22 protein-coding genes are annotated in these 25,513 nt (G+C 41.9%); 9 read left to right on the plus strand and 13 right to left on the minus strand.

All coding sequences use genetic code 11. From position 1 onward, the window contains the following. Positions 1–22: 22 nt before the first annotated feature. Positions 23–2,545, plus strand: a complete 2,523-nt coding sequence (locus tag AO498_RS09400; protein ID WP_067546506.1) for a family 20 glycosylhydrolase — start codon at positions 23–25, stop codon at positions 2,543–2,545. Here the strand turns inward: AO498_RS09400 and AO498_RS09405 are convergent. The 11 genes from AO498_RS09405 to pdxA all read right to left on the minus strand — a co-directional run bounded on the left by AO498_RS09405 (position 2,542) and on the right by pdxA (position 15,088). Further along, complete coding sequence (locus AO498_RS09405) at positions 2,542–3,282, minus strand: sugar isomerase domain-containing protein (RefSeq protein WP_067546509.1); 741 nt, start codon at positions 3,280–3,282, stop codon at positions 2,542–2,544. The two genes, AO498_RS09400 and AO498_RS09405, sit on opposite strands and share 4 nt — an antisense overlap. 65 nt (positions 3,283–3,347) lie before the next feature. After that, entirely contained in the window at positions 3,348–5,462 is a 2,115-nt protein-coding gene (locus AO498_RS09410; RefSeq protein WP_082792213.1) for a chitobiase/beta-hexosaminidase C-terminal domain-containing protein, read from the minus strand. A gap of 9 nt (positions 5,463–5,471) precedes the next feature. Then, the gene (locus AO498_RS09415) at positions 5,472–6,926 is read right to left on the minus strand and encodes a DUF1501 domain-containing protein (protein WP_067546515.1); all 1,455 of its coding nucleotides are present in this window, start codon (positions 6,924–6,926) and stop codon (positions 5,472–5,474) included. A gap of 2 nt (positions 6,927–6,928) precedes the next feature. Continuing rightward, positions 6,929–9,244, minus strand: coding sequence for a PSD1 and planctomycete cytochrome C domain-containing protein (locus AO498_RS09420; RefSeq protein WP_067546518.1), 2,316 nt, complete (start codon positions 9,242–9,244; stop codon positions 6,929–6,931). Between the two features lie 180 nt (positions 9,245–9,424). Beyond that, positions 9,425–10,774 (minus strand): acetyl-CoA carboxylase biotin carboxylase subunit, encoded by a 1,350-nt coding sequence (gene accC / locus AO498_RS09425; RefSeq protein WP_067546521.1) that lies wholly within the window; start codon positions 10,772–10,774, stop codon positions 9,425–9,427. Positions 10,775–10,798: 24 nt separating this feature from the next. Beyond that, positions 10,799–11,275 carry an acetyl-CoA carboxylase biotin carboxyl carrier protein gene (gene accB, locus AO498_RS09430; protein ID WP_067550389.1) on the minus strand — a complete coding sequence of 159 codons (477 nt, stop codon included), beginning with the start codon at positions 11,273–11,275 and terminating at the stop codon, positions 10,799–10,801. 95 nt (positions 11,276–11,370) lie between these two features. Continuing rightward, positions 11,371–11,934, minus strand: coding sequence for an elongation factor P (efp, locus tag AO498_RS09435; protein WP_067546524.1), 564 nt, complete (start codon positions 11,932–11,934; stop codon positions 11,371–11,373). A gap of 27 nt (positions 11,935–11,961) precedes the next feature. Next, positions 11,962–12,960 carry a beta-ketoacyl-ACP synthase III gene (locus tag AO498_RS09440; RefSeq protein ID WP_067550391.1) on the minus strand — a complete coding sequence of 333 codons (999 nt, stop codon included), beginning with the start codon at positions 12,958–12,960 and terminating at the stop codon, positions 11,962–11,964. Between the two features lie 223 nt (positions 12,961–13,183). Then, a complete protein-coding gene (rpmF, locus tag AO498_RS16960; protein WP_082792214.1) occupies positions 13,184–13,375 on the minus strand; it encodes a 50S ribosomal protein L32 in 192 nt (63 codons plus the stop codon). A 12-nt stretch (positions 13,376–13,387) separates the two neighbouring features. After that, on the minus strand, positions 13,388–13,960 hold the full coding sequence (locus AO498_RS09445; RefSeq protein WP_335339792.1) for a YceD family protein: 573 nt from the start codon (positions 13,958–13,960) through the stop codon (positions 13,388–13,390). A 105-nt stretch (positions 13,961–14,065) separates the two neighbouring features. Beyond that, entirely contained in the window at positions 14,066–15,088 is a 1,023-nt protein-coding gene (gene pdxA / locus AO498_RS09450) for a 4-hydroxythreonine-4-phosphate dehydrogenase PdxA (protein WP_067546527.1), read from the minus strand. A 244-nt stretch (positions 15,089–15,332) separates the two neighbouring features. Here pdxA and rsmA point away from each other — a divergent pair, with 244 nt between their 5' ends. The 5 genes from rsmA to AO498_RS09475 all read left to right on the plus strand — a co-directional run bounded on the left by rsmA (position 15,333) and on the right by AO498_RS09475 (position 19,479). Next, positions 15,333–16,118: a 16S rRNA (adenine(1518)-N(6)/adenine(1519)-N(6))-dimethyltransferase RsmA gene (rsmA, locus tag AO498_RS09455; protein WP_067546530.1), complete on the plus strand. Its 786-nt coding sequence runs from the start codon at positions 15,333–15,335 to the stop codon at positions 16,116–16,118. Continuing rightward, positions 16,105–17,472 carry a magnesium transporter gene (gene mgtE, locus AO498_RS09460; protein ID WP_067546533.1) on the plus strand — a complete coding sequence of 456 codons (1,368 nt, stop codon included), beginning with the start codon at positions 16,105–16,107 and terminating at the stop codon, positions 17,470–17,472. The genes rsmA and mgtE overlap by 14 nt, the downstream gene beginning before the upstream one ends. Positions 17,473–17,474: 2 nt before the next feature. Next, positions 17,475–18,407, plus strand: coding sequence for an NAD(P)-dependent oxidoreductase (locus AO498_RS09465; RefSeq protein ID WP_067546536.1), 933 nt, complete (start codon positions 17,475–17,477; stop codon positions 18,405–18,407). A 158-nt stretch (positions 18,408–18,565) separates the two neighbouring features. After that, entirely contained in the window at positions 18,566–19,039 is a 474-nt protein-coding gene (gene greA, locus AO498_RS09470) for a transcription elongation factor GreA (protein WP_067546538.1), read from the plus strand. A 47-nt stretch (positions 19,040–19,086) separates the two neighbouring features. Next, a complete protein-coding gene (locus tag AO498_RS09475; protein WP_067546539.1) occupies positions 19,087–19,479 on the plus strand; it encodes an HIT family protein in 393 nt (130 codons plus the stop codon). A gap of 87 nt (positions 19,480–19,566) precedes the next feature. Here the strand turns inward: AO498_RS09475 and AO498_RS09480 are convergent, their stop codons facing one another. After that, positions 19,567–20,316, minus strand: coding sequence for a 3-keto-disaccharide hydrolase (locus tag AO498_RS09480; protein WP_067546541.1), 750 nt, complete (start codon positions 20,314–20,316; stop codon positions 19,567–19,569). A 107-nt stretch (positions 20,317–20,423) separates the two neighbouring features. After that, positions 20,424–21,653, minus strand: coding sequence for an Nramp family divalent metal transporter (locus tag AO498_RS09485; RefSeq protein ID WP_067546543.1), 1,230 nt, complete (start codon positions 21,651–21,653; stop codon positions 20,424–20,426). 62 nt (positions 21,654–21,715) lie between these two features. Between AO498_RS09485 and AO498_RS09490 the strand changes: the two genes are divergently transcribed. The 3 genes from AO498_RS09490 (at position 21,716) to trkA (ending at position 25,513) form a co-directional block, all read left to right on the plus strand. Beyond that, positions 21,716–22,732: an alpha/beta fold hydrolase gene (locus AO498_RS09490; RefSeq protein WP_067546545.1), complete on the plus strand. Its 1,017-nt coding sequence runs from the start codon at positions 21,716–21,718 to the stop codon at positions 22,730–22,732. After that, entirely contained in the window at positions 22,722–23,960 is a 1,239-nt protein-coding gene (locus AO498_RS09495) for a DNA recombination protein RmuC (RefSeq protein ID WP_067546546.1), read from the plus strand. The genes AO498_RS09490 and AO498_RS09495 overlap by 11 nt, the downstream gene beginning before the upstream one ends. Before the next feature lie 206 nt (positions 23,961–24,166). Further along, a complete protein-coding gene (gene trkA, locus AO498_RS09500) occupies positions 24,167–25,513 on the plus strand; it encodes a Trk system potassium transporter TrkA (RefSeq protein WP_067546549.1) in 1,347 nt (448 codons plus the stop codon).

Raw genomic sequence — 25,513 nt, forward strand, 5'->3', positions numbered from 1 at the left:
TCATACCAAGCCAATTCCCAAGATGATGATCCGTACTGTAGTTTTTCTTTTCGCTTTTGTGCTGATTTCGTTTGGTGGGTTTTCTCAAACCGAAGCACGCTGGGTTTTGGATCAAAATCAATTTAAAAATCCAGGTTTTCATGAAGCAACGATTACCCTGACGGCAGATCAAGATTCGTCTATTTCAGCAGGATGGAAGCTGTATTTCAATACCATTTTTATTTCAGTAAGCTCAGTTTCCAAACTTCCTGATACTGAAATAAAGCATTTGCAGGGCGATTTTTTTGTTTGGGAAGGGCAGACGCCGGAAATAAAAAAGGGTCAAAGTCTGAAGTTGTCCTATCGGAGCAGTGGTCCGTTTTTGAAAAACTCTTATGCCCCTGAAGGTTTGATTTTGCTTCATGCCGATGGTCGAATTGAAGAAGTGAGGCAATACACTCGGGAAGAGATTTCTGATAGCCAACTTGCAGAAATGGCCCAAAACACCTCCCTTCCAATTCCATCCGGAGAAAAAGTATATGAAGAAAATCAAGGGATTTCATTGCTTGATCCCAGTGATATTCCTCCTTTTTTACCTAGTCCGAAGTCCTGGAAATATACCGGTGAACCGCTGAAAACCCAGAATGCGGGAATGGCTGTAATCGGCTCTTCTGAATTTCGTGAGGTGACCAAATACCTCCTATTGACTTTGAAGCAAGGATATGCTCCAAAGGTCAATCGAGAAGAGCCACCAATCAATATTAAAGTTCAGCGGGTCGATGGGCTTGATGAAGAGGCATATAAGCTATCCATTTCAGGTAGGAGAGTGGATATTTTAGCCAGTACCGAAAAAGGGGCCTTCTATGGGGTTCAATCTTTTTTAGCCTTGATGCCACCTCATTTTTGGACTGAACCAAGTGATGAATTTGTGCTCCCTCAACTTCAGATTGAAGATAGTCCTGCTTATGAGTATCGTGGTTTTTTTCTCGATGTGGCTCGTAATTTTCAGACGAAGGAGCAGATTTTTAAGATTTTGGACCTTATGGCTCTGTATAAGTTAAATGTATTTCATTTCAATTTGGCTAATGATGAAGGTTGGCGAATAGAGATTCCCGGGCTTCCAGAACTCACAGAGTTTGGTGCTAAGCGAGGATTTTCTACCGACGAATCAGAGTTTTTGTGGCCTTATTATGCCTCAGGAGTATCGCCAATAATAGATTCTCCAGGTACAGGGTTTTATTCTGTAAGTGATTTTGAGGAGATTTTGGCCTATGCCAAAGCTAGATTTATCCAGGTAATTCCAGAAATCGGAGTGCCAGCACATTCACGGGCCGCAATATTGGCCATGGAAAAGCGCTATAAATCGTTGGTGGCTCAAGGAAGGGAAGAGGAAGGATTGGAATATCGATTAGCAGACCCAAAGGATCAATCGGTCTATCTCTCAGCACAAAATTTTCGAGGAAATACGGTTTGTGTTTGTCAGGAGTCAACCTTTAGATTTTACGAAAAGGTGGTTCAGGAAATAAAAAATCGATTTGAACGTGTAGGTCTTCCCTTGACTTCTTGGCATACCGGTGGAGATGAGGTTCCGAGAGGAGTTTGGTCAGCTTCCCCAATTTGTGCTGAATTTCTCGCGAATCACCCAGAGCTCAAGCTCGAAGATCTTAATGATTATTTCCGTCAGCGTGTTGCTGGAATTTTGGAAAAATACGACTTGAACATGGGAGGATGGGAGGAAATTGGTCAGACTCATAGTTCAAACGAAGTAGTGCCAAATCCTAAATTTGCAGATCAATCTTGGACTTTGTATGCCTGGAATGCTGTGGCCGGCTGGGGAGGAGAGGATATGGCGTATCGTCTGGCAAATGCAGGTTATCCTGTAGTGATCTGTTCGAGTGCAAACTTCTATTTTGATTTGGCTTATAACTGGAGTCCTGACGAGAGGGGCCATACTTGGAGTGGGGTTGTAGATATGTATCAATCTTGGAAAACAGTTCCGGGGAAACTGTACCTTTCTCATGATCAAACCATTGATGGAGATTTATGGGATTGGGAGCAGGCAAGACAAAAGTTCACCACGCTAACTGACCTAGGAAAGCAAAATATTAGAGGTGTCTCTGGTCAGTTATGGACTGAGACGGTTAAAGGGCCTGAGATGCTTGAATATTATCTGCTTCCCAAAATGCTCGGCTATGTGGAGCGAGCTTGGGTAGGTGATCCGGAATGGTCATCCCAAGAATCACTAGACCAAATGCGGTCTGAGCGAGAAATTGAATGGAATGTTTTCCTTAATGTCATTGCCCAGAAAGAACTACCTCGACTTGAGACCATCCATGGAGGTTGGAATTTTAGACTTCCATTGCCAGGAGTGGCTATAAAAAATGGACGTGTATTGGTGAATTCACCATTGCCAGGATTTGAGATTCGATACACTGATAATGGCACTGAGCCCATTCATGAATCCCCTATCTATCGAGAACCCATTCCGGTATTTGAAGGATTTAACCCTAGATTCAAGTTATTTATGCCCTCTGGAAAATCTGGGAGGAGTAGAGGATTGAATTAAAGTCCACGGACCAAGGGTTTGTACTTGGCGAGAAGTGATTCATTATTGGCTTCACCAACATCTGAGTTGGAGCTGATGAAGACTTCTGGGGTGATGCCATCTTTAAGTAGTAATCCTACCGATTGTACCATGATTGCCTGAATCAAAGCTGTGCCAATTACCGTGGAGGTGGCACCGACTCTGCCTTCTAAGCCCTCAAAGGGAATAGCCGCATCACCAATTTCCCCAAAGTTGTCAAAAAAAAGATCCCCCAATTGAAAAAGCTTTAAGCCTGAGGAATGTCTGGAGTCTACTGATTTGCTATGGGCGTGATTGGTAAAGACTATAACTTTTGCTCCTTCCTTTTTTGCCAGTTGCGCCAACTCTATGGGGACTGCATTTCTTCCGGAGTTTGATGATATCAATAACACATCTTCTTTGGAGATGGGAAACCTCTTTAAAAGGTTGGCTGCATATCCTTCTGTACGTTCTATGGCTGTACTACCCGAGGCATCCACATGAAGCATAAGGTCAGGATCCAAAATTGGTCGGACTCTGGCAAATCCTCCTGCTCTGTAAAATATCTCTTCGGCAAACATATGGGAGTGACCAGTGCCTGCGGTGTAGATCCAGCCTTGATTTTTAAGGCATTCCGCTATCCATTTGGCAGCAACCTGAATTTCTTTTTCCTGTCGAAATGCCTTTTGCAGTTTTTCCATTACGGAATCGGCATATAGCCTGTAGGGTTCTTTGCTCATCGATCGGGTATTTGATAATTACAAACTGCTTCAGCGTAACTATAGGGATTATTGACTTTTTCTTGTTAATCCAAGACAATTTCATCGACAAAAACCCAGCCCTTCGAACCGGCTCCCTGATGCCAAGATGGTAGCTTGGCAATAGGTTTTACCTTGATTTTTATTTGGTCGAATGATGTGGATGGCAGGTCATAAGCAAGTAAGCCAAATCGGATTTCTTCTGTTTTGGTAGATTGCGTTACAGAAGGAATGGTGAGTTTAGACCAATTGCCGGCTGTTCCAGTCCAAATTTCCACTGATTGAGGAGGGAAAATATAGGCTCCTTCATGCAAAAGAAGACTCAATTCGACAGTTTTTGGCTTCTGGTCTTTTTCCAAGAAAATCTCAATTTCCAAAGGTCCATCTGTGTATCCGAGCCACTCACCTGAAGTATGGTTTGGCTTTCCTTTTACCCCGTCAAAAAGGGAAGTGGCACCTTTTGCCTTATAACTTTTATGAGGCTCTTCGGCTAATTTGTATGACTTGGGTTTTAACCCTTCTTTAAACAGCACTGCTTTGGTGTCTGCACTGCCAATCCATCCCTTGGCAAATGCTTTTGCTCTTATTTGGGAAGTCTTAGTTAATGAGATAGGCTTGGAATAAACAGTAGAATTGATGCTGTCGGGCTCGGAACCATCCAATGTATATCGGATTTCAGCTGAGCTAATCGGATGGGTAATTTTTACTTCGGTAGACCCTTTAAACATCACCTTTTCAAAATCAATTTTTGGAGAATTGAGAGGATAGATAATGCCCTCATCCTTAAATCCAAAATCGATTTTAACACCTTTCAATGCCTCTTTGAGTTCTGTTTTCGCTTTGTCTGTCAATCCAGATTGCCATATAAATAGACTCTTCAGTTGGGTGAGTTTTTTCAAGGTCGAAACGCCCTCATCATCAAATGGATTTCCTGAGATTGCCAGACTTTTCAAATTTGGCGCATTAACCAAACCTTCAAGTTGCTCACTTTTGATTCCCGTGAAGTTTAATTGAACGTCTTCAAGATTCTGAAATCCAGAAAGAAAAGAAAGATCTGTATTCTCAAGTGGCATGCGGTTGAGGTTGATTTTTACCACTTGTTCTTTGACAGCATTCAGTTCTGAAAGGGAGGCTGGATCAAAGGTCGATGCTCCAAAATAGGCTACTTCCAGTGCAGGAGAGCCTGGATACAGTGGCTTTACTTTTCTGAAAAAGTTGTTTAACTCTTGGATGTCCTGATCATTGGCAGCCGAGAAGGAATAGGATTTTTCCGCTGAAAATTTATTTGAGGCCAGTTGAAAAAGGGGTTCTTCTTGTGGAAGTTCAAGAACTTTTTGCTCAAATGAAGCTCCTGACACCACCCATAGTCTGAGAATTTCTATTTCTTCCTCAGTAAGTTGTAGCTTGTTTTTAGGAGGCATGTGCTCCTCATTTTCCAAAGGAAGATGGATGCGTTGGATCAGGAGGGATTCATCTAGATTTCCAGCTAAGATAAATGGTCCTGATTTCCCCCCTTTTTGGATTCCCTCCAAGTGGTCCATTCTCAACTCGCCTTTGATTTTTCCTTCTTTATGGCAGGAAATACATTTGGATTCTAAAATGGGTTGAACCAAATCTCTGAAAACCTCAGCTTCCTCCAGTGCAATGATTTTCTCCTCTTTGGGCATCAGAGGGGCAAAAAGGAAATCTTCCCCATGGGTCAAATTAGCTCCAAAATGTCCTGTCAAAAGGATTAACACAGAAAGTCCTGAACCACCTACTTGGAAGATTTTTTCTGCTTTTTCGAGGAAGAAATAAATCAATACAGTGAGAACAAAAGAAATCACACCCAGCCATTTGTGCCAAGTCAACGCATCTCCTTCGTAATCCTCTGTGGCCAAAAGCAAGCCCGCCACTACGGTGATCCCAGTGAAATTTGCTCCAAAGAGCAGGAGATTTTTTCCGAATTTTCGCCAGCTTTCATCTTTCATCCAAAGCAATGCAACAGCAAGCAATAGGAGGACGATGGGGAAATGAAGTAGAAGCGGGTGTAATCTCCCGGCAACCTGAAGCCATACGGGAAGAACAAGGCTCTCACCCCCAATAACCAAAATCAGGGTAAGACCACACCAAAAGAACAGTAGATTTTCCAGCCAGAAAATGCTCCGGGAATAACGAGACATAGAATGGGATTAAGCGATGATGTCTTTTACAACTTGACCATGTACATCGGTGAGGCGATACCTTCTTCCAAGGTGCTTATAGGTGAGTTTTTCATGGTCTATGCCCATCAGGTGCATGACTGTGGCCTGAAAGTCGTGGACATGGACTGGGTTTTCGGTGATATTGTAACCAAAGTCGTCTGTTTCTCCATAGACGATTCCAGATTTCACACCGCCTCCGGCCATGAAGATGGAGAAGGCCCGAGGATGGTGGTCTCGACCGTAGTTTTCCGGGGCGATTTTTCCTTGACAGTAATTGGTTCTGCCAAATTCTCCTCCCCAAATTACCAACGTCTCATCAAGAAGTCCTCGCTGCTTTAAATCCGTGATCAAGGCAGCAGAAGCTTGGTCCACATCTTTAGCTTGCCCCATCATCTGATTGGGAAGATTGTCATGAGCGTCCCATCCCTGATGGTAAAGCTGAACAAATCGTACTCCGTTTTCTGAAAGTTTTCTAGCCAAAAGGCAATTTGCTGCATAAGTACCCGGAACCAAGCAGTCAGGACCGTAGAGCTTGACGATACTATCAGGCTCTTTGGTTACGTCTGTTATTTCCGGCACAGCTGTTTGCATCCGATAAGCCATTTCATATTGCTGGACTTTAGCAGTGATCTGAGGATCGTTGAATTCTCGATAGCTGAGATCGTTCATGGCTGCGATCTGATCAAGCATCTTTCTTCGCTGATCACGTGACATTCCATTAGGATCAGAGAGGTAAAGGACCGGATCTTCTGAATTTGAAAACTGCACCCCTTGGTGACGAGCGTCCAAGAAGCCATTCGACCAGAGTTTGGAATACACTCCCTGACCATTGCCTTTTCCTCTGCTAAGGAGCACGCAGAAAGCAGGAAGGTTTTCATTTTCACTGCCAAGACCATAGCTCAGCCAAGATCCCATACTTGGTCGATTGCCTACTTGTGCGCCTGTTTGGAAAAAAGTAAGTGCCGGGTCATGGTTTATGGCCTCTGTATGCATGGATTTGATGATGCATAGGTCGTCCACAACAGAGGAGATATGTGGGAAAAGCGAAGAAATCCAAGCTCGGCTTTGTCCATATTGGTTGAAATCAAAGTATGATCCTACCAATGGGAATGAACTTTGGCCTGCCGTCATACCGGTAAGTCGCTGACCCATTCGGATGGATTCAGGAAGCTCTTGACCAAAACTGCTTCTCAACATAGGCTTGTAATCAAAAGTCTCCAGTTGAGAGGGAGCGCCATTTTGGAATAGGTAAATGACCCGCTTTGCTTTTGGTGCAAAATGGGGGAGTGCTCTCATGAGAGAATCCTCAGCTTCCTTTTTGCCGGAAAACAGATCGGGAATCAGTAAAGAACCCAAGGCTACACTGCCAATTCCTAAGCTGATGCGAGAAAGAAACTTCCTTCTGTTGTGATTCAATCCCTGCTCTAAAATCTCTTTTTCCATAATTAGCTTTTGGTAATGGTTTCTTCTAGGTTGTATAAGCTGACGATGACTTGCATCAAGGCAGCATTTTGAGGAGTCATGGCAGCCTCGTTCATTGGGTATTCGCCCACGTCCAGGGTCTTTTTAGCTTCCTCTGGGTTGGTTTGGTAATGGGCTAGTTCGCTTTCGTAAAAATCCAAGAGCAAGATTTTTTCTTTGGATTTCATTTCTCGACAAACAATTCGCTTGAAGGCCTCTTCTATGGCTAGTTCTGGTTCAGAATGTTTCTCGGTTAGCTTGGTAGACAATACTCTGGAAGCTTCGAGGATCATCGGATCATTCATCATTACCAAAGCCTGTAAAGGCGTGTTGGTTCTGTTTCTTGTGATTTCGCAACGGTCTCGGTTACTGGAGTCAAAAATGATCGCTTTTGGAGGAGGAACGGTCAGTTTGATAAAGTTGTAAATCCCTCTTCGATATAGCTTGTCTCCTGTATCTTGGATGTACGTAGCCAAAGTTCCACGTCCTGAAGTCGCTGCCTCCCAAAGGCCTGAAGGTTGATAAGGTTTTACACTTGGTCCCCCAATTTGATTGACCAATAAGCCGCTACTGGCTAGGACTAAGTCCTGAATGTTTTCCGCAGGCAATCTGAGGCGAGGAGCTCTTGCCAAGTAGAAGTTATCGGGGTCAACTTCCATGTGCTGGTCATTGATTGCTGCAGATTGGCGGTAGGTGGAGGACATCATAATCTGCTTGAGGAGCCTTTTGATGTTCCAGCCGCTTTCCATAAAATCAGCAGCTAGCCAGTTTAAGAGTTCTGGATGCGTAGGAAGATCTCCTTGCATCCCAAAATCGCCGGCAGATTTTACAATTCCTTTTCCAAAAAGCTCTTGCCAAACCAAATTGACAAATACCCTTGATGTCAACGGGTTGTCTCGATGTGTGGTCCATTTGGCTAGGCCAAGTCGGTTTTTCTCAAACTTTTCAGGGAATTTCAAAACCGAGCTAGGAGTGGATGCCTCTACAGGTATAGTAGGGGAATCGTAAGCCCCACGATCCAAAATATAGGTCTGTCGTCTTTCGGCAGAATCAAGTTCACCCATGACAGATACCATCAGTTTGGTGGTATCCTTATGGTTAATAAATTTCATGATGCCATCAATATCTTCCTGCTCAATCCAGAGAATTGGAGTTTTAGCAGGCTTGGTTTGACTAATATCCCCTTCGAAGCCTTTTTCTTTTGAATTGTTGAAAAAGGCGTACATCTCAAAATATTCCTTTTGTGAGATAGGATCGTATTTGTGGTCATGGCACTGGGCACATTCCATGGTCAAGCCGAGAATACCTTTGCTGAACGTGTTTGTCTTATCCAAAACATATTCGACACGGTACTCTTCATGGATGACTCCACCTTCCTCTGTGTATTTGTGGTTTCTGTTGAAGGCAGTAGCTAGGATCTGCTCTTTGGTGGCATTTGGTAATAAATCACCTGCAAGCTGCCAAGTGATGAACTGATCGTAGGGAAGGTTATTGTTGAAGGCATGAAACACCCAATCACGGTATGGCCACTGGCTCCTGGCCTCGTCGTCCTGATAGCCATAGCTGTCCGAATATCTGGAAATGTCCATCCAAAGAATCCCCATTTTTTCACCATAAGAAGGCATAGTTAGGAGTTCATCGATCAACTTTTCATAAGTATTTGTACCACTGAATCCAGCGTATTTATCTATGAGTTCAGGAGTAGGAGGTAGTCCGGTAATGTCCAGACTTGCTCTTTTTATTAATTCAAAGGAAGAGGCTTCAGGATTTGGTTCGAGTCCCTTTGCTTTGATTTTGGCATGTATGAAAGCATCGATTTCACCCGTACCCCAATCAGAAGCGGGTACTTTAGGCTTTTCTACTTTCATAAAGGCCCAATGCGGCTCATATTTGGCACCTTGTTCGATCCACAGCCGAATCAATTCAATCTCATTTGCAGATAGGGAAAGATTGGATTCAGGTGGAGGCATCAAAGCCCCAGGGTCAGAGGTGGTGATTCGGTGATACACTTCCGATTCCAAAGGCTTTCCAGAAACTAAGGCAAACTTTCCCGGGCTTTCCTTCAATGCTGCAAATGCACCTGCTTCGGTATCCAACCTGAGGTCTGCTTCACGTTTATTCGCATCAGGCCCGTGACAAGCAAAGCATTTGTCTGAGAGAATAGGACGAATATGAAAGTTGTAACTGATCTGTTCCTCGTCTGAAAGCGCAAATTCATTGGATGGTTTTTGGCTACAAGACCAGTTGATCAGCCCCAGAAGGATAGCTCCCAAAATGTCTCGAAAAGAAGTTTGGTACATCGGGCTTATTGATTTTCAAGCAAATAAGTTATAAAAAAAAATTAAAAAAGTCTGATGTGTTTTTTAAAAAAACCTAGATCAATATTTTCCAATAAATTGGAAGTAGGGAAGCCTTTTTTCTGAATCTCAGGCATAAAAAAAGCCAACTCGAAAGTTGGCTTTAAAATCCACCTGTGATTTTTATTTCTTGATGACAGAGAAGTCAAAGCTTTCCAGAAACTTAGTCGTGAAATTTCCAGCTTTGAATTGCTCATCATCTAACAAAGCAATGTGGAATGGAATCGTGGTTTTGATTCCATCGATCACAAACTCTTCAAGAGCTCTTTTCATTCGAACAATAACTTCCTCTCTAGATTGACCGCTTACAATCAATTTTGCAATCATTGAATCGTAGTTTGGTGGGATTACATAACCAGCGTAAACATGGGAGTCAATTCGTACACCATGTCCACCAGGAAAATGTAGGTTGATAATTTTCCCAGGACTAGGGCGGAAACCATTTGCAGGGTCCTCAGCATTGATTCGGCATTCCATGGCATACAGTTTTGGGAAATAATTTCTACCAGAAATTGTTTCTCCTGCCGCCACCTTGATTTGTTCTTTGATCAAATCAAAGTCTGTCACTTCTTCTGTAATAGGATGCTCCACTTGGATACGTGTATTCATCTCCATGAAGTAGAAGTTGCGATGTTTGTCTACCAAAAATTCGATCGTCCCCGCACCTTCGTAGCCAATAGCTTCAGCGCCTTTGATTGCAGCTTTGCCCATTGCCTCTCTTAGTTCATCGGTAATGAACGGAGAAGGGGTCTCTTCAACCAGTTTTTGATGTCTTCTCTGAATGGAGCAATCGCGCTCAGATAAATGACAAGCTCTTCCAGTTTTGTCACCCACAACCTGAATTTCGATATGTCGAGGTTCTTCTACGAATTTTTCCAAATACAGACCGTCATTTCCGAAAGCTGCCGCAGACTCCATTCTGGCGTCATCCCATGCTTTTTGAAATTCAGATTCCTGTTTGATTATTCGCATCCCGCGACCGCCACCTCCTGCAGTTGCTTTAATAATTACTGGGTAGCCCATTTCAGCAGCAAGTTTTTTTCCTTGCTCCACGCTATCCAACAATCCTTCTGATCCAGGTATTGTAGGTACTCCGGCTGATTTCATGGTGGCTTTAGCAGTAGCTTTGTCCCCCATTTTTGCAATCATATCAGGAGAAGCTCCGATAAATTTGATTCCGTATTCTTCACAGATTCTTGAAAATTCCGCGTTTTCGGACAAGAATCCATATCCTGGATGAATTGCGTCTGCATTTGTGATTTCTGCAGCTGCGATAATTCTCGGGATATTCAAATAGGATTCTCTACTTGGAGCAGGCCCAATACATACAGCCTCATCCGCGAATCGAACATGCAAGCTGTCTTTGTCTGCGGTAGAGTAAACGGCCACAGTTTTGATCCCCATCTCTTTGCAAGTACGGATCACTCGGAGAGCAATTTCTCCCCTGTTGGCAATCAATATTTTTTTAAACACAGTTAACAGGTTTAAGTGAAAAAATTAACCAGCTGGATCTACCAAGAATAGTGGTTGATCGTATTCCACTGGAGTCGCATTGTTCACCAATATTTTCACGATTTTTCCAGAAACTTCAGATTCGATTTCATTGAAAAGTTTCATGGCTTCAATGATGCACACGGTTTGGCCTGCCTTAATACTAGCCCCTTCACTTACAAAAGGAGCGGCATCTGGATTCGGAGTAAGGTAGAACGTTCCAATCATTGGCGATTTAATTTCGACTAGATTAGATGGAGCAGCAGCAGGAGCTGGAGCAGCAACTGGTGCTGGGGCAGGAGCAGCAGCAGGAACTGGGGCCGCAGCCGGAGCTGGAGCAGGGGCAGCCACTACAACAGGCGCAGCGGCTGATTCTGCATATTTCTTGATCGATAATTCGAATTCTTCGGTCTTGATTTTGACTTCAGCTAAACCTGAGTTGGAAATGAAGTCAATCAATTCTTGAATCTCTTTGGCTTTCATAGGGTTCTTATTTGATGCAATGTCTTTTGACATTTTGGGTTGGTTTTAAAAACAATAAAGCTGTGAAGGTTTTGATCTTTCACAGCTAACACAAGTTATTTTACACGCTCGGAGTAGGAACCATCTCGGGTATCCACTTTGATCATGATATCTTGATCCACAAATAGTGGCACCATTACCGTAGCACCTGTTTCGACGATAGCAGGCTTCAATGCATTAGTGGCAGTATCACCTTTAATACCTGGTTCGGTATAGGTAATCATTAGCTCTACAAATGGAGGTAATTCTACAGAAAGAGGGGTCTCTGTTTCCGCATGAACGAGGATGTCGACCATTTGACCATCTTTCATCAAGTTCGCTCTTTCAATTAATTTTTCCTCTAATGAGATTTGTTCAAAAGTTTCAGTATCCATGAAATTGTATCCCAAATCATCTTTGTAAAGAAACTGATGAGGTCTTTTTTCAACTCTTGCAGTAGTCACTTTTTCACCAGCAGAAAAAGTTTTATCCAGCACTTTGCCAGATCGTAAACTTTTAAGCTTAGTGCGGACGAATGCCGCTCCTTTTCCTGGTTTAACGTGCTGAAATTCGACAATGGTATAAATGTCATTGTTCATTTCAAGACATAGCCCATTTTTAAAATCTGCAGTAGATGCCATATTCTTTTATTTTTCTTCTTGAGTTAATTATTTCGGATCGTAGGCCCATTTCAAATAAATGGCTCCCCAAGTAAATCCACCACCAAAAGCGGCAAGGATTAAATTGTCTCCTTTTTTCAATTGTTTTTCGTATTCCCAAAGGCAAAGAGGAATAGTGGCTGCGGTAGTATTTCCATAGCGCTCGATATTCATCATTACCTTTTCAGGTCCAACCCCCATTCGATTGGCTGTGGCATCGATGATTCTTTTGTTGGCTTGATGAGGTACCAACCATGCAATGTCCTCACCTTTTAGGCCATTGCGCTCCATTACTTCAGCGCTTACATCTGCCATATTGGTTACAGCAAACTTAAATACAGTAGAACCTTCTTGGTAAGCAAAATGCTCTCGGTTGTCTATAGTTTCATGGGTAGCTGGTCTTCTGCTACCTCCTGCCTTCATGTGAAGATAGGGGGCTCCAGCTCCATCAGACTTAAGGATAGCATCCATAATACCCGTTTCTTCGGTAGTGGCTTCAAGCAATACTGCTCCAGCGCCATCACCAAAAAGAATACAAGTGGTTCGGTCTGTGTAATCCACGATGGCTGACATTTTATCAGCACCTACCACAATAACCTTTTTGTGGGTACCTGCTTGAATAAATTGGGCGCCCATTTGTAAGGCATATAAAAATCCAGAACAAGCCGCACCAATATCAAAGCTGAATGAGTTTTTAGCTCCCACCTGTTCCGCGATAATGTTTGCGGTTGCAGGGAAAGGCATATCCGGAGTTACTGTAGCGCAAATGATTAGCTCAATGTCCAAAGGATTGGTTCCAGTCTTCTCAAGGAGTTGTCTGACAGCCTCAGCTCCCATTACTGAAGTGCCTTGATTTTCTCCTTTGAGGATTCTTCTTTCCTTGATTCCTGTTCGAGAGGTGATCCACTCGTCATTGGTGTCTACCAAGGTCTCAAGTTCTTGATTGGTCAACCGATATTCTGGAACATATCCCTGGATACCGGTGATTATGGCTCTTATTTTGTCCATTTGTTTTTTATTATGCTTTGCAGACCAAAATCTGCAGTACTGGGTGTGAAGTTCTACAGGAAAATCCTGAGGAAGGCCAAAAATAGTACAATGGTACTTCACCACCAAAGCTCCAAGCCTTCAATCTGCCTAACGCTCTGTAAATCAAAAAGCTTGTCTTTCTGAAATGAAAAAATCCACTTCTATTGGGAAGTGGATTTCTGTATTTTTCTATGAATTACAATTAAGCAGTTACTTCTTTTTCGATAATAACTTGTCCTTTGTAATACAATTTACCTTCTAACCAAAATGCTCTGTGAGGTAGGTGCATTTCACCAGTAGTTGGGCATTTTGCCAATCCTGGAGCCTCGAGCTTATAATGAGTTCTTCTCTTATCTCTTCTGGTTTTCGAAATTTTGCGTTTAGGATGTGCCATTTTATGCGTGGTTTATGATTGTTCTTTGTTTTTTAATTTTAATAGCTGTTCCCATCTAGGGTCAACTGGTTTAGTTTCTTCTGGTAATTCTGTTTCAAGTTCTTCATCGGAATCCTGATCCAGGTAAACGATTCCTCCTTCTCCTTCAAATTCTTCATCATCTAATTCATTGATGTAATCGGGATGAATCTTTTTTGCAGGTAATGCAAGAAGGATGAATTCGTAAATCAATTGAGCGATATTAATAGAAGGAGTGTCTCTAGTGATCATGATGACTTGGTCATCAATCTCTTGCTCCTCAGATCCATATTTATAGATAATGTCTTCCGAAATATCTAATGTATGGTCAAATGGCTCCAAACTTCGATCACAAGTCAATTCAACTGTTCCGGAAATTTGAAAATTTGCTTCTATTAAGTTTACTCCTTTGTCGAGAATGACCCGTGCGGTCAAGCTTCCATGCTCTAGGAGTTCGTTGTCTTCAAAATGGGCGAAGAACTCATCACCTATTTCAAAATCAACTTCGTGACGTCCTTCTTTGAACTTAATGACTTCAATGTCAAAGGTTTTCCAGAATTTCACCATTTCTCCTCCTGATTTAAGACCGCAAATGTAGGTAATAATTTAAAATAGCCGAAATACAATTTGAAATAATATTTGGCTTAAATCTATTTTTCGCGGTGAGTAATCTTAATTTTCTTCCGATTCTTGGAAATGGACTTCTAGAATATCGCTGGCTAAAAGCAAAGCAGCTCTCATGGAACCTTCATCAGCTAGATTTTTACCTGCAATATTATAGGCGGTACCATGATCTGGCGAGGTTCTGACCACCGGAAGTCCGGCAGTAAAATTTACCCCAGAGCTAAATGCAAGTGACTTAAATGGGATTAGTCCTTGATCATGATACATGGCCAGCACACCATCAAACTTGTATTGGTGAAGCATACCAAAAAAACCATCTGCTGGATAAGGGCCAAACACCAATTTATTTTGGTCTTTGAGTTCTCGAATAGCAGGTTTAATAATTTCTTCCTCTTCTTTTCCCAATAAGCCATCTTCTCCTGCATGTGGGTTAAGTCCCAGGATGGCAATTTTCGGCTTCCCTATTCCAAAGTCTTTTTGAAGGCTCTTTAAAAATAGGTTGGCTTTTTCGATGATTTTTTCTTTCGTGACTTTGGAAGATACTTGTGATAAAGGGATATGTCCGGTGATCAATCCAACTCTTAGGTTTTCACCCACCATCATCATCAAGCTTTCTTGAGCCCCGACATATTGGGTGATATATTCAGTATGTCCTACAAAAGAAAATTCAGGAGTATTGATATTGTTTTTATTGACTGGAGCAGTAACCAATCCTTGGATTTTTCCTGATTTCAAATCTTCTGTAGCTTGTTTCAAAGCCTCAAAGGCAAACTTCCCTGCTTCTTGGGTTTCGACACCGGGGACTACTTCAGGACTTTCTTCAGTGATATTTAAGACGTTTACCTTTCGATGCTGAACCTCTTCTACATTTCGGATTTGAGTGAAATTGAACTCTTCCAAATTCAGTTGTTTTCGGAAAAAAGAAATAACCTTTCCATGGCCATAAATCAAAGGAGTGAAGTTTTTAAATACTCTTGGGTCGGAAAGCGCTTTTAGCGTAACCTCAACTCCAATTCCGTTGATATCCCCAATACTAATTCCCAAAATGGGTTTTTGCTTTTTATTATTCATGCGTTTTGTTTCTCAAATGGACCAAGTGATTTCCTCTGCCTTTTAGGAATATTCCCTTAATTTTAGGGCTGCAAGTTATAAAAATAAGTCTATCCGCTTTAGTACTTTAGGAATCCCTCAAAGGATTAAGATTGGACGAAAAGCGAAAACTTATTTCGATTCACTTTTACTTTGAGCCCTAATTAAATGGACTCATTCACATGAAGGTGTATTGGAACTATTTAAGGTAAATGAATACCAACTGATGGAAAAAGTCAAACCTAAAAAGCACCTCGGACAACACTTTCTTACTGATCTGAGTATCGCTGAGCGAATTGCTCAGGCAGTCACAGGACATGGAGGAGTGGAGGACCTATTGGAAATTGGTCCTGGTATGGGGGTATTGACCGACTTCCTGCTGAATCAAGGTCTGAATCTTTACTTAATTGATATTGATAAGGAAAGTATAGCTTATCTCCATCAAAAATACCCTCAATTGGGAGATAAGATTTTGGAAGGTGACTACTTGAAGTATGACTTCTCTCAAATCTTTCCAAAAGGATATGCAATCGCTGGAAATTTCCCATACAACATTTCTTCCCAGATATTTTTCAGAGTTTTGGAAAATAGACACCAAGTCACTGAAGTTGTTTGTATGCTTCAAAAGGAAGTAGCCCAACGCATAGCATCTCCAAAGGGGAATAAGGATTATGGCATTCTTTCTGTTTTACTGCAGGCATTCTACGATATCGAATACCTTTTCTCAGTTCCTCCAGGGGTTTTTAATCCTCCTCCTAAAGTAAATTCAGGAGTGATTCGTTTGAAAAGAAATTCAACTATCTCCCTTGATTGTAATGAAAAACTCTTCTTTCAAGTGGTAAAAGGTGGCTTTGGGACTCGACGAAAAACCCTTCGAAATTCACTCAAATCCTTCCAACTGACGGAAGAATTTAAAGCGAATCCTATCTTAGATAAACGGGCAGAGCAACTGGATGTAGCTGACTTTGTCTTTTTAACCCAACAAATTGAAGCTGGTCGTGGAAGTAATTAAGCAATTTGAGCTGTCCAAAGAATACCTCGAAAGTCTCCGTCAGGGGATTGAAGAGGCGAATATTGATTTTATCCAGGAATCTCTGGATGGGGTCAAGGTTGCAGATATAGCAGCTATTTTGGATGAGCTTTCCATGTCAGAGTCCATTTATGTACTCCGATTATTAGAAAAACAGCTTGCTTCCGATATTCTTATTGAGTTGGATGAAGATAATTTGCTCAAGGTTCTTCCAGAATTAGAAACGGCAGAGGTCGCTTCATGGATAGAATTGATGGATTCCGATGATGGAGCTGATATTCTCAGTTTGTTTGGAGAAAAGGAGCGGGAAGAAGTCATTGCCGAGATTCAGGATCGTGTTAAACTAGAGCAAATCCTAGAACTTCTCCGATATGAAGAAGATACTGCTGGGGGGATTATGGCGAAGGAATTTATCCGAGCCAACAAGAATTGGAATGTGATCCAAACCATCAATGAAATAAGACGGCAAGCCGAAAATGTTGAGAAGATTTATTCAATCTATGTGGTAAATAACCGTCTGCAATTGCTGGGTCGAGTTTCTCTCAAAAAAATAATTCTTGCAGCTTCTGAGACCAAAATTGAAGATATTTTCGAAGAAGATGTGATTTCTGTGCCAGTCCACATGGATCAGGAGGAAGTTGCAGCAGTCATGCGAAAATATGACTTGGAATCAGTTCCTGTTGTTAATGCCAAAAATAAATTGGTAGGTCGAATTACGGTAGATGACATCTTGGATGTTGTTCAGGAAGAAGCTGATGAAGATATCCAGGCAATGGCTGGGGTTTCTGCTGATATTGAGGAATCTGACTCCGTATTTACCATTTCCAAAGCCCGACTTCCTTGGCTATTGATTGGAGTTATTGGAGGTTTGATGGGGGCTAAGATTATCGGATTTTTTGAGGATGGTTTGAGTAAATATCTTGCTCTCGCTTCGTTTATTCCATTGGTGGCTGCGACAGGAGGGAATGTTGGAATTCAGGCATCATCTTTAATTGTACAATCCTTAGCTTCTAAGTCTGCATTTGATGACACTCCTTTACAGCGATTTTTGAAGGGTCTTTCAGTGGCTCTTCTCAATGGGTTTGTATTAGGGGGATTTGTTTTTTTGGTGGTGGTTTTCTTGTACGGATTCGATCCCATTTTCGGGATTACGGTTGGTTCGGCACTTTTTTGTGTGGTTTTGCTTTCCTCATTTATGGGGACAGTTACCCCTTTGGTGCTCAACCGCTTTGGAATTAATCCAGCCATCGCCTCCGGACCATTTATCACCACCACCAATGATCTATTGGGGCTCGCTGTTTATTTCGGTGTAGCCATGTTGCTGCTTAATCTTTAATTATGAAAATCCTGATTATCGATGAAATGCATCTAAGCATCATCGACTTGCTCCAAACTGAAGGTCATGAGGTGGTCTATTCACCTAAAATCACCAGGGAGGAAATTTTAGATCAAATCGATCAATTTGAGGGGTTAATTATTCGGTCCAAAACCCCCATGGATAAGCCTCTTCTAGAGAAAGGAATCCGGCTGAAATTTATCGGGAGAGCGGGGGCAGGTTTGGACCAAATTGATCTTGATTATTTGGATGAAAGAAAGATCAAGCTGTTTCATGCGGCGGAAGGAAATCGAGATGCCGTTGCAGAACATGCCCTTGGAGGATTATTGGCATTGATGAATCAGCTGATCCAAGCTGACCAACAGGTAAGAAAAGGAATCTGGGATCGAGAAGGAAATCGAGGTCATGAGTTGATGGGAAAGACTGTGGGGATTTTTGGTTTTGGAAATATGGGGAAGTCTTTCGCAAAAAGACTCCACGGCTTTGATGTTGAGATCTTAGCTTATGATAAATACAAGTTTGACTTTGGAAATGACCGTGTACAAGAAGTCATTTGGGAGAAAGTGAAAGCAGAGGCAGATGTTCTTAGCATTCACGTACCACTGACTCCGGAGACTAAAAACTTTTTCACTTTAGAGGAATTACGGGGATTTTCGAAGCCTTTTTGGTTGATCAATACAGCTAGGGGAGAAGTCATTTCTTTTGAAACCTTAAACTCTGCCTTGGATGAGGGGATTTTGAAAGGAGCGGTATTGGATGTTTTGGAAAATGAGAAGTTTCAGAAGTTTTCGCATAATCAAAAAGAAGAATTTGAGCGATTAGCCCAACGTCAAAATGTGTTGTTTTCTCCTCATGTGGCGGGATGGACTTTTGAGTCTTATGACAAGATTAATCGGGTTTTGGTTAAAAAAATTAAGAAGGCTTTCTCGAATTAAAAACAAGCAAATTCTTTCCATTTGGGCATATTTTAGCCTATTGCTTTGTCCAAAAGCTTTCCTATCTTTGCCCTGTACATAAAGGCAAACGCAAAGTAACGGTCTCCGAAACGTGACCGTTACTTTGTTTTTTGTGCCTTTCGAAAAGCTGTTAAACTATGTCAAAAGTACAATACTACACAGAAGAAGGATTAAAGAAGCTTAAGGATGAGCTTCAGGAGTTGAAGACAAAAGGTCGTGCAGATATTGCCCGTCAAATTGCCGAGGCACGCGACAAAGGTGACCTCAGTGAAAATGCGGAGTACGATGCGGCTAAAGATGCGCAGGGACTTTTAGAGCTTAAAATCGCAAAATTGGAAGAAGTCGTAGGGAATGCAAGGATTTTGGATAATTCCAAAATGGATACTTCCAAAGCCGGCATTTTGAGCACAGTTAAAATCAAAAATGTCAAAAATGGAATGGTCGTAAGCTATACCTTGGTTTCTGAAGAAGAAGCTGATTTGAAGTCAGGGAAAATATCTTTGGGTTCTCCATTTGGAAAGGGTCTCGTAGGCAAAACCATTGGCGAAATCGCCGAGATTAACGCGCCTGCAGGGAAGCTTCAATTTGAAATTCTAGACATTACCTATTAAAAATTCGAATCCCGGTTTTGCCGGGATTTTTTAATGCTCAAATTCTTATGGCAAGTATTTTCACCAAAATCATCAACCGAGAAATCCCCTCCCAAATTATTGCTGAGGATGATCGTCATATCGCTTTTTTGGATATCATGCCACTGGTCAAAGGCCATGTTTTGGTAGTTCCAAAAGAAGAAGTGAATTACATCTTTGATATGGAGCCTATGGCTTTGGCAGACCTGCAGATTTTTGCTCAAAAAGTGGCTAAGGCTATGGATAAGACGATTAAGTGCACGAGAATCGGGGTGGCGGTGATTGGCCTTGAGGTTCCTCATGTGCACATCCATTTGGTTCCTTTGAAAACTATGGACGATATAAATTTTACTCGACCAAAGCTTAAACTGACCGGGGAGGAACTGGCGGAAATTGCTGATCAAATCCGTGCGGGTTTTTGATTGCTAAAAAATGAAACCCGACCTATATTCTATAGGTCGGGTTTCGTGTTTCAATATAAAATCTTACAAATTTTTAAGTTCAGGGAATCATTTCACAGGCTTGATCCAAATATTTCGGTACAACACATCATGTCCTTCAGCTTGAAGTTTTAATCCGCCTGGTGTGTCTGTAATTCCTTTTCCTCCATTATTTCCTCCATCAATTCCTGAATTTGGCCCACCCCATACCTGTTGAATTTCTACGTTATCGTGGATTTTGACTCCATTGAAATAGACAGTAACTCTTGCTTTTTCGGTTAATTGCCCGTTTGAAAAGCGAGCTGCGCGAAATTGAATGTCATAGGCATTCCATTTTCCTACTCCGTTATACACTTTTTGAGTTGGAAGATGCTCGTTGATAACAGCCGCCATTCCATGTAATCCATAGTCTCCATCCAGAATTTGGATCTCGTATCGGTTTTGAAGGTATACCCCGCTATTTCCGCCTTCTTTCAGGACAAGAAACTCCACGTGTGCTTCAAAGTCTCGAAATTCGTCTTTCGTAACAATATCCGCAGCTCCATATTTTCCACCTGCTCCAGCAGGATCATTACTGGAAATCACCTTTCCTCCGCCGACCGGGTCGGTGGTTTCTGGCCATTTGATTGGCATTTCTGCCGAAAATCGTGGCCCTTCCCAATATTTCCAGTTTTTTTCTAGAGATTCTTTACTTCCATCCAAATAGACTTTCGCTCCTTTTGGAGGTTTTGTTCCCAAATAGGAAGCTTGTTGAGCATATGAAAATGAGGTGACAAATAGGAGTGCCAACAAGAAATAGTTTCGAATCATAGTAAGCATAGGTTTTGGGTTTGTGAATGGAATATGATCAATTTCAATTGATTTCAAAGTCAGATTTACAGGAATGACTGAATGACCCTGTGTTAGGTTTTATTTCAAACTTTAAACTAGAAAGTGAATCCTAATACGGTCCAGATACTTTTCATTCCTAAAATAAAAGTCAGAATCCAGATAATTATTCCAAAGATTAAACTCGAAGGCTTTGAGACATAGGTTCCTAAAAATATTTTTTGACTTCCAGCCCAAATTAGCCAAGCAGAAATGATCGGGAGCAGTATTCCATTGGCCAATTGAGCCAAGGTAATCAGTGTGACTGGTCGAATTCCAAAGGAAGAAAAGATGATTCCCAAAAGGAGAATTGTGCCCATTACCCCTCGCATGGATTTGGATTGAATATCCTGATTCCATCCCAAAAGCCCACAAATCACCAAGCCTCCCGCCAAGGGTGCAGTAAGCGATGAAGTAAGACCAGCTCCCAATAGGCCAAAGCCCATCAAGTAGGTGCCAAAATCACCAAAAACACCAGTTAAGCCTTTGGCTATATCTTGGGCTGAATTCAAAGATTCAGAAGGATTGGCTACACCCACTAGCACAATTGCCATCGAAACAAGGCCTCCTAATACAACAGAAAGACCAATGTCTTTTCTCATGTGCGTAAGATCCTTGGGTTTTTGCCATTGCTTTTTAACCAAACTGGCGTATAAAAATAGATTGTAAGGAACTACGGTGGTACCTATTAATGCTACGATTGTTGGGAATTTTTCTTCCGAAAAAGAAGGTATAAATCCGCTAAATACCAATCCCCAATCTGGATGAATTAATAGTGTAGTAGTTAAAAACGACAAGGACATCAAAATCACCAAGCCAATTAAAGTTTGCTCCAATCGCTTATAGCTCCCAGACCAAAGCAGGAAAAAGGCAAGAAGACCGATAATTAGATTTCCGCTTTGAATCTTCAATGATCCCAAATTCCAAACGGGAGCTTCCCAAAATATCCCTAAACCAAGATTTGCTCCTGAAATATTTCCGCCTTGATATGCTGCATTTCCGATCCCTATTGCCACTAAGATTAAAATCAGGCTAGTCCATTTGAAAAGGGGATTTCCAGCCTGATTTCGTATCAATTCTCCAAGGTCTTTTTTGGTGATGATTCCTAACCTACCAGAAATCTCCTGCAAGAATAAAGTAGCGATGATGCTTAAAACCAAAGCCCAAAGTAGGGTGTAGTCAAACTGGATTCCTGCAAGGGTGCATACGGTCACAGTGCCGGGACCTATAAAAGCGGCAGTAATGATTGGGCCTGGACCAATATTTTCAAAGATTTTTTTTGGATTCAAGGGGATATGGGAATCGGGTAGAATTTTTGTAGGTTTTACAAGTCATTCGAAAAATAGAAAAAATGTCTTGGTTTAATCAGGTTTTCAAGATTTCAGCAATAATTCTGCTTTCATTGGTATTTTTCCTAATGCTGCTTTTTCGAAGTGATATTCCTGCAGTAGAGTTGGAAGAAAAGTATTGGACACCTCAATCACATTTCGTTGAGGTGGATGGTGTCAATCTTCATGTTCGATTTTTGGGAGAGGGAGATCCAATTTTTCTCTTGCATGGGAGTTTTGCATCACTTCACACTTGGGACGTTTGGCAGCAGGAGTTGAGTCCTTATTTTATGACCATTTCGGTAGATTTTCCTGGGCATGGTTTGACTGGCCCTGATCTTGAAAAGCGATATTCTACGCTGGATTACAGTAAGTTAATTCTGAAGCTCGCCGATAAGCTCCAACTTCCTCGTTTTCATCTTGCAGGTAATTCCATGGGTGGAGGAGTGGCATTGCAGATTGCATCCGACCATCCGGACAGAGTCCTTTCGCTTAATTTGGTTGATGCGGCTGGAGCACCTCAATTCAGTAGGACAGTTCCTGATTCGATTCAGACCAATCAGCGAGGTGGAGGAGCATGGATTTTTAAATTGCTGGAGAATCCTTTGGTATCTAACATTTTTCTTAAATGCACACCCAAGTTTCTATTCGCTATGAATATGAAAGAGGTTTATGGAGACGAAGCGAAGGTCAATGCTGAAGTGGTAGACCGATATTACGAGTTGATGCTTCGGGAAGGAAATCGACAGGCGACTTTGGACCGGCTACGAATTCCAAAACAAATGAATGTGAATTTCGAAAAGCTCACCATGCCTACCTTGATTTTATGGGGAGGAAAAGATTCTTGGATTCCACTCAGTCAAGGCCAACGTCTCAAGGACGCAATTACAGGGTCAAATCTTGTGGTTTTTGAGGAAGCGGGTCATGTTCCAATGGAAGAAATTCCGACGGAGACTGTCTCGGAATATTTAAGATTTCTCGGAGTGGAGGTCAGAAAAAATTACCTTCAGCCTCCTAAACAACTCGTCTATGCAGATTGAATGGTTGATCTACCTTGTACTTTTTATTCAGTTAGTAAGCCTGATTTTTATTTTTACTAAGAAAGAAAACCGCTCCGAAATCAAGATTCAAGAGGAGTTTGGAAAACTCAATCGGGACCTTTTCCAGCTGCTTTCTGAAGGAAGAAAAGAATCCTCAGAACACCTTACGAGGCAATTTCAATTTGTTTTTGATCAACAGCGAGGTTCGGCGAAGGACCAGCAAGAGGCACTTCGGATGTTTGGAGAAACTATCCGGCAGGCCATGGCAGATTTGACGGCAATCCAGCGGGAAAGGCTCAGTGAATTGAGTAGAAAGCAGGATGAATTGGTGAAAAATACGGAAGCTAGACTTGAAAAAATCAGAGAAACGGTAGATGAAAAGCTTCAAAAAACATTGGAAGCACGATTGGGGCAATCTTTTGAATTGGTCAGTAAGCAACTTCAGGCTGTTCAACAAGGCTTGGGAGAAATGCAAAACCTGGCGAATGGAGTGGGAGACCTCAAAAAGGTCCTAACCAACGTCAAATCTCGAGGGGTTTTGGGAGAATATCAGTTGCAGGCAATATTAGAAAACATCCTTTCTCCGGAACAATATCTGGTTAATGCCGCGGTGCATGGCACTCGTGAGCGAGTGGAATTTGCAGTTAAATTGCCCGGTCAGGATGAGCCTGTTCTATTACCGATAGATTCCAAGTTTCCGCAGGAAGCGTATCTGAGATTGGTAGATGCCTACGAAACAGGAGATAAAACTCAGGTGGAAATTAGCCGTATAGAATTGATTCGCGCTGTCAAAAAATCTGCATCAGACATTCAAACCAAATATATTCACCCTCCCGGAACCACAGATTTTGCGGTTTTATTTCTTCCAGTGGAAAGCCTCTATGCAGAAATCCTTCGAGAACCCGGGCTCGCACAACAAATCCAATTGGACTTTAAGGTTATCATCACAGGTCCTACTACGCTATCAGCCTTGTTAAACTCGCTCCAAATGGGCTTCAAAACGTTGGCCATTCAAAAGCGGAGCGCTGAGGTTTGGCAGATTTTGGGAGCGATCAAAAATGAATTTGGAAAGTTTGGTGAATTGCTCGAAAGGACTCAACGGAAGCTGAACGAAGCTAATTCTGAATTGGATAAACTTGTTGGTGTACGCACTAGAGTCATCCAGCGAAAGCTCCAAGAGGTGGAAGAACTACCTGAGATTGAAAGCAAAAAACTTTTGGAGGATTGATTTTTGAAAACGTCTCAATAATTCTTTTCATCCAACAATTCCAAGTTGGAACGAAATACATGAAAGAAAATGATTCATTTTTTTATTTTTCGAAGATCGATTCATTACCTTTTTGGATCAGCAAGGAAAAGAATTTGGGCTTAATGGCTGAAAATCATTTCCAAAGCTTCTAATTTTGCCAACGTTAGATCACTCACCAAATCTCTATGGGGATGAATATTGTGATCGCCGGTGCAGGTGATATGGGTTATCACTTGGCTGAGCGATTGAGTTTTGATAATAAGGATATCATCTTGATTGATACCGAGCGCGATGTCCTAGATTACGCAGCGTCCAAGTTGGATGTGTTGACCATTCAAGGAGACGCAACCTCCATAGATGTACTTCAACAAGCTAGCGTAGAAAAAGCAAGTATGGTTTTGGCGGCAACTACTTCCGAAAAAACCAATATTGTGACTGCGATTCTGGCCAAGCAGCTTGGTGCAAAGCGTGTGATGGCAAGGGTTAGAAATCACACCTACCTCAAAGAAGAAAACGTTCCCTACTTCAATAATTTGGGCATCGACAATTTGATTTCTCCCACCATGTTGTGCTCTCGAGAGATTTACAATATGGTCCAGAATTCCAGCTTTACGGAGGTCTTTGATTTTGGAGGAGGGAAATTGAATATTGTTGGATTTACGGTAGATCAATATAATCCACTCGTCAATCAGCGGATCATGGACACCAAGTCCAATTCTATCTATGATGATATCCGGATCATCGCCATCGTAAGAGATCAAAAGACGATAATTCCAAGAGGAAATACGATCATCCGAAACAACGACCATTGCTTTTTTATCTCCAACAAGAAAAACACCGAGGCAATCCAGCAGGCATTAGGTCAAAAAAAGATGAAGATTAAAAACGTCATGATCATTGGTGGAGATGATATGGCGGTGACAACTGCGCTAAAGCTTGAAAATGAATATCGAGTGACGCTTGTCAACAAAGATAAAGAGCGTTGTAAATGGCTAGCAGAGCATTTGCCAAAAACCTTGGTCATCAATGGCGATTATAAAAATATCGAGCTTTTGGTTGAGGAAGGGCTTGAGGAAATGGATGCCTTTTTAGCGCTAACCGAATCTTCTGAGACGAATATTATCACCAGTCTTTCTGCCAAAAATCACGGGGTTTACAAAACGATCGCCCATGTAGACACTCGAGAGTATATCCATATTTCCCATAGCATCGGGGTGGATTCCTTGATCAATAAAAAACTTGTAGCAGCAAATGAAATCTCCAGATACCTCAAAAAGGGAACAGTAGACGCTGTTTCGGGGATTTATGGGGTGGATGCGGAATTTATCCAATACAGTGTCTATAAGAATAACCGCTTGACGAGACACCCACTTCGCGAATTACATTTTCCTGAATCAGCTATTGTGGCTGGGGTAATTCGAGGGGAGCATGTCTTTATTCCTGATGGAGATTTTGTACTTCAATTAAATGACAAGGCGATTGTATTTGCTTTGCCTGAAGCACGAATGACCTTAGAAAAACTTTTCAATTGA

Source organism: Algoriphagus sanaruensis (assembly GCF_001593605.1).
Taxonomy (GTDB): Bacteria; Bacteroidota; Bacteroidia; order Cytophagales; family Cyclobacteriaceae; genus Algoriphagus; species Algoriphagus sanaruensis.